Origin of the sequence: Actinotalea sp. JY-7885 (assembly GCF_014525465.1) — a bacterium.
Classification (GTDB): Bacteria; Actinomycetota; Actinomycetes; order Actinomycetales; family Cellulomonadaceae; genus Actinotalea.
Genome location: NZ_JACEXH010000203.1, coordinates 1 through 5,267 on the forward strand (window position 1 = coordinate 1; position 5,267 = coordinate 5,267).

The 5,267-nt window shown below is 76.8% G+C and carries 6 protein-coding genes and 2 pseudogenes; 2 read left to right on the top strand and 6 right to left on the bottom strand.

The window, feature by feature from the left end:
* The 5 genes and pseudogenes from IDM29_RS14595 to IDM29_RS14615 all read right to left on the bottom strand — a co-directional run.
* A pseudogene (locus IDM29_RS14595) lies at positions 1–272 on the bottom strand (hypothetical protein); the annotation flags it as partial.
* On the bottom strand, positions 256–942 hold the full coding sequence (locus IDM29_RS14600; RefSeq protein WP_182112444.1) for an RNA polymerase sigma factor: 687 nt from the start codon (positions 940–942) through the stop codon (positions 256–258). The gene IDM29_RS14600 and the pseudogene IDM29_RS14595, both read right to left, overlap by 17 nt.
* Positions 942–1,592: a class F sortase gene (locus IDM29_RS14605; protein WP_182112443.1), complete on the bottom strand. Its 651-nt coding sequence runs from the start codon at positions 1,590–1,592 to the stop codon at positions 942–944. Before IDM29_RS14605 ends, IDM29_RS14600 begins: the two co-directional genes overlap by 1 nt.
* Positions 1,593–1,735: 143 nt before the next feature.
* On the bottom strand, positions 1,736–2,566 hold the full coding sequence (locus IDM29_RS14610; RefSeq protein WP_182112442.1) for a DUF4397 domain-containing protein: 831 nt from the start codon (positions 2,564–2,566) through the stop codon (positions 1,736–1,738).
* A gap of 134 nt (positions 2,567–2,700) precedes the next feature.
* Positions 2,701–3,438, bottom strand: a complete 738-nt coding sequence (locus tag IDM29_RS14615; RefSeq protein WP_182112441.1) for an alpha/beta fold hydrolase — start codon at positions 3,436–3,438, stop codon at positions 2,701–2,703.
* 68 nt (positions 3,439–3,506) lie between these two features.
* Here IDM29_RS14615 and IDM29_RS17715 point away from each other — a divergent pair, with 68 nt between their 5' ends.
* Complete coding sequence (locus tag IDM29_RS17715; RefSeq protein WP_182112440.1) at positions 3,507–4,226, top strand: YafY family protein; 720 nt, start codon at positions 3,507–3,509, stop codon at positions 4,224–4,226.
* Between the two features lie 142 nt (positions 4,227–4,368).
* Here the strand turns inward: IDM29_RS17715 and IDM29_RS14625 are convergent, their stop codons facing one another.
* Positions 4,369–4,869, bottom strand: coding sequence for a hypothetical protein (locus IDM29_RS14625; RefSeq protein ID WP_182112439.1), 501 nt, complete (start codon positions 4,867–4,869; stop codon positions 4,369–4,371).
* A 124-nt stretch (positions 4,870–4,993) separates the two neighbouring features.
* On the opposite strand from IDM29_RS14625, the pseudogene IDM29_RS14630 reads away from it, so the two are divergent.
* Positions 4,994–5,267, top strand: a pseudogene (locus tag IDM29_RS14630) (hypothetical protein); the annotation flags it as partial.

Here is a 5,267-nt window from a genome sequence, read left to right on the forward strand (position 1 = left end):
TCCACGGCGGGAGCCGTCACGGCGCGCGAGCGCCCGTCGGGCTCGAGGTCCGCCGCCAGCCCGAGCTCGTCGCGGATCCCCGTCCAGACCTGCGGGGGCGGCGGCACGAGCGCGTCACCGGGCGTCACGGCGCGCCCGACGGCGACCACCGCGGCCAGCTCGGCCACCGCGGCGGCGCACTCCTCGCACCGGGCGACGTGGGCGCGGACGGCCTCGCTCGCCGGCTCGCCGAGCGCGAGCAGCGCGAGGTCCTCCTCAGCGACGTGCTCCACCATCCACCTCCAACCGGTCGCGCAGGCGCAGCAGGCTGCGTCTGATGTGGCTCTTGACGGTCCCCAGGGGCAGGTCGAGCCGCTGGGCGATCTGGTCGTGCGTGAGGTCCTCCCAGAACGCGAGAGCCATGATGGTGCGTTGCGGCTCGCCGAGGCGCGTCAGCTCGTCCGCGACGGTGACGCGCTCCGCGACCGCCGCCGTCTCCGGCTCGGGCTCGGGGCCGGTGCGCGTCGCGACGGCGACCTCGTTGCGGCGGTCGCGGCCGCGCCGCGCGTGCACGTCGGCGACCGCGTTCCGCGCGATGCCGGTGAGCCACGCGGGCAGCGGCGAGCGGGCGGGGTCGAAGCCGCCCCGGCTGCGCCACGCGCTGACGAACACCTGCTGCGTGACGTCCTGCGCGTCGGCGTCGTCCCGGAGCGAGCGCAGGGCGAGCGTGTGGACGAAGGGCGCCCAGCGCCGGAACGCCTCCGCGAGCGCGGTCTCGTCGCCCCCGGCGAACGCGCGCCCCACGACGTCGTCCGCCCAGGAGGCGGGCGCGTGCAGCTGCGCGACGGGTGACGAGGACAGCGGAGCGCTCCTTCCTGCGAAGGGGGTGGGTCCGGGCCCGAGCCACAGGTGCGGGCCGTGCCCGGGTGGCGTCCCACCGGAGAACTCGACGGCGGAGGACATCAGCGGACGGGGTCGGCGGTGACGATGATGTTGTCCGAGTACCGGGAGGCCTCGCGCTGGAACGTACCACCGCACGTCACGAGCACCAGCCGGGCGGGGCCCTCGCGCGTGAAGACGGTGTCCCAGGCGGCGTCGTCCTTCGCGACGGAGGTCACCGAGGTCACGACGTAGGGCACGACGGCACCGTCGGCGAGGCTCACCTCGACGGTCGCGCCCGGGGCGAGGTCGCGCAGGCGGGCGAAGGGTCCCAGGCCGGCGGAGGCGACGGAGTCCACGTGCGCCGCGATGACGGCGGTGCCCTCGGGCTCGCCCGGCGCGGCCCCGTAGCGGTACCAGCCGGCGCGCTCGGCCAAGGGCGGGATCTCCATCTGGCCGTCGGCCTGCACGCCGACCGGGTCGACGGGAACGTCGATCTCCAGGGACGGGATGCGGACCGCGGTCGGGGCCGGGGCGTCCGGGACGGTCAGGGCCGAGAGGTCGGCGGACCGGACGGGGATGTCGGGCAGGGGCGCCGCGGGGGCCGCCGACGCCGGGGCGGAGGTGGCGGGGGCGGGCGTGAGCCCTTCGGCGTCCCCCGACGGCGCGGGCGCCGTGCACGCGCCGAGGAGGAGGAGGGCCGCGAGCGCGAGGGCCGTGCTGCGTGCGGTCATCTCGTCCTCCTGCCCCGCGCGTGGTGCTGGTGCTCGTGTGTCCGGCCGGTCAGGCCGAGCGTCCGGCCGCGCGGAGCGGCCGGACGAGAGAACCGGGCGCGGGTCCGGCGAAGCGGACCCGCGCCCGGCCTGATCGCGGCAGGTCAGTCCCGCGCGGTCGACGTCGCGTAGGCGCGACGCCCCAGCAGGACGGCCCCGCCCGCGGCGGTCAGCAGCGCCGCGCCGATCAGCCAGGGGGCGGACGACGTGGTGTCCGCCAGTCCGAGCTCGCCGGACGGGACGCCGGCGGGCGAGGAGTGCAGGCCCTCGATGGTCTGCACCGCGAGCTGCAGGTTGCCCGCGTCGAGCGAGCCCCACGCGTAGACGATCGTGCTGACGCCCTCGGTCACGGTGACGTCGGTCGGGCCGATGACGGGCGTCGTCGTGCCGGTCGCGGCGACGGCGGCCGAGATCGTGCCGGCCGGGAGGTCGAGTGACTGCTCGCCCGGGTTGGCGAGGTTCGTGATGACCGGCGAGCCGCCCGCCAGCACGTCGACGGCGGGTGCCGCGGCGTCGTGGCGGACCGTCAGCCGTCCCTGGCCGGCGGCCGTGGGCGTGAGGTCGTTGGTGTAGAGCGTCGCCGTCGGGGCGCCGGACGCGTCGAGGTGAGCGACGGCGGTGTAGTTCATGCCGCCCATGAGCGGCAGGTCGACGGGGCCGATGGCCGGGGCGCTCGCGTCGGCGGCGTCGGCCGCGGTGATCGCGACGCTGTACGTGCCGGCGGGCAGGTCCAGGGGCCCGGCGAGGTCCCCGGGCTGGAAGTCGTCGAGCGTGCGCTCGCCGTTGACCCAGACGTCGACGACCAGGTCGGGGACGCCGTGGAGCACCGAGAGCTGCGCGGTGTCGCTCGTGGCGGCGGCGGCCGGGAGCGCCGCCAGGACACTGAGTCCGAGTGCTGCGGTTCCGGCGAGGCCGGTGGCAAGTCGTGCGCGCATGATTCCTCCTGGGTCCTGCCCCGAGGGGCTGGGGAACTGCTTGACACCTGAACTACTGGCGCCGGGCAGCGTTCGGATGCAGGAGGCTTCAAGATCTTTCGGCGTGCGGTGCGGCCGGTGCCGTCGGCGCGGCGTCAGGCGCGCGCGGCCGCCGCGACGGCCGCGGCGAGGTCGTCCGGCCGCGACAGCATCGGCCAGTGCCCGGTGGGCAGGTCGACGTAGGTGACGTCGTGGCTCTCGGGCAGGTCCGTCGGCATGTGCCCCGCCGCCACGAGGTCCTGCAGCACCGGCGACGGGATGCTCGTGCAGACCACCGTGACGGGGACCGCGAGGCGGCGGGCGTCGCCCCGCCGGGCCGGGGCGTTGGCGACGCCCGCCGGGTGGGGCACCGCGCGGTTCTCGAGCTCGGCGCGCAGCGCGTCGTCCAGGCCCGTCGCGCTGCTGCCCTGCTCGGCGAGCTGCTCCCACGACGGCAGCGGGTGGTCGGCGCCGGACGCGTCCGGTGCGATCGCGTGGCCCGCGCTCAGCGGTCCGGCGTCGACGTAGACGACGCGCCGGACGCGGTCCGGGACCCGGTCCACCACGTGCTGGACCACCACGGCGCCGCCGCTGTGCCCCACCAGCACGACGTCGCCGTCGAGCGCGGCCACGAGGTCGAGCACGGCGTCGACGTGGTCGTCGAGCGTGAGGCCGGAGCGGTCGGCGTCGGCGCTCTCGAGGCCCGGCAGCGTGACGGCGTGCGGGACGAAGCCGGCGGCGCGCAGCCCCGGGACCACGCGGTCCCATGCCCACGCACCGAGCCAGAAGCCGGGGACGAGGACGACGTGGACGGCGGGCGCGGCCGCAGCGGGCGCAGGGGTGGGGAGAGTCATGGCACGAGTCTCGGGCCGCCTCGGTGACACCGGTCTGTCACCATTGCCGCGGGACCTGAGGAGGTGGCGTGAACCGGACCGAGCGCCTCTACGCCGTCGCCGAGGAGCTGCGCCGCGCCGGACCGGCCGGCACCTCCGGCCCGCGGCTCGCCTGCCTGCTCGAGGTCAGCGAGCGGACCGTCAAGCGCGACGTCTCTGCCCTCCAGCAGGCGGGGCTGCCCATCTGGGCGCAGGCCGGCCCGGGGGGCGGCTACGTGCTGGACAGCGTCGCCTCGCTCCCGCCCGTGAACTTCACGCCCGCGCAGGCCGTCGCCGTGGCGGTCGCGCTCGCGGCGCTCCCGCCGGGCAGCCCGTTCTCCGCCGACGGGGCCGCCGCGCGCGGCAAGGTCTTCGACGCCCTCGGACCGGGCGACCGGGAGCGCGCGGGCGAGCTCGCCGGCCGGATCTGGCTCGACGGCCGGGTGCCCGGGACGGGCGCGGACGAGCCGGTGGCGGCGCCGGCCGTGCTGCGCGCCGTCGAGGAGTCGCTCGGCCGGCACCTCGTGCTCGCGATCCGCTACCGGTCCGCGACGGGGGCCGTCACGCGCCGCCACGTCGAGCCGATCCTGCTCGCCCACGCGCGGGGCCGGTGGAACGTCATCGCCTGGGATCCGGACCGCGATGCCGTGCGCTGGTTCCGGCTCTCGCGCATCGAGCGGGCCGACGTGACGCGAGAGCCCTACGAGCCGCGCGCGGTCGACGTCGTGGGCGAGCCGCCCCCGGGCGCGGCCCCCGCGAGCACCGGCTGACGACCCGCCCTGGCCTCGCCGCGCGTCGGCCCCGGCGGAATGTGCGGAGCATGTGACGGGTGTGACCAGAGTGGCGCAGGTGACTCCCGTGGGCCCCACGGGTCCCACCAGCACCATGCTCCGCACCTTCGGGCAGGTGCGGTCAGAGCAGGCGGAACGGCACCTCGGGGTCGAGCACGGCCGCGACGTGGAGCGTCGCGTCGTGCACGCGCACGTCCGTGACCACGACGCCCGCCACCTTCGCCGCGAGGAGCCGGCGCGTGTCGACCGCGATGACCGGGTCGCTCGGGCCGGTGCGTACCTCGACCACGCCGTCCGGCAGGCCGGCCGCGCGCAGGCGCTCGCGGATCTTGTTCTCGACGAGCGGCATGAAGCGGTGCAGCGGGATCCCGCGGCTCTCCGCGGTGACCGCGAGCGTGACCACGCCGTCGGCCCAGCCCGTGAAGCGGGCCGTGATCGGGACCTCGCCGGCGAGCCCGCCGAGCAGGCGGCCCAGACCTCCGGAGCGGCCCATGACCTCCGCCGCGTCGACGCGCAGGCGCAGCGTCTCGCCGTCGGCGCGCAGGCCGTGGACGAACGGCGGCACGACGCCCTGCGTCGTGGCGAGCGTGAGCACCTCGTCGAGGGGGAGCTCGATCCGCACCAGTACCTCCTGGGTGTCTGCGACGGCGGTGGACAGGTGGTGGACGCCGCACGGTCGCTGCCGTCACCGTACGGGTGTCGGTGGCGCCCGGCACACTCGGCGCACGGTGTCGACAGGGGGATGCGTGAGCGGCAGGACGACGAGCGGCAGGGTAGCGAGCGCGACGGGGACGGGCGGCTGGGACCTCGACGAGGCGCGCCGCACCAAGGCCGAGGTGGCGGCCTACGTCCGCGAGCTCGCGGAGCGGCAGGTCGCCAGCAGCGCCGCGGGTCCGCGCGCCGGCGTCGCGCTCGGCCTCGCGCCGCAGCCCGACGGCGGCTACGGCCTCGCGGTGCGGTACCGCCTCGGGGTGCCCTCGGCGCGCATGGTCGCGCGGCGGGTGGTCGAGCAGGTCGGGC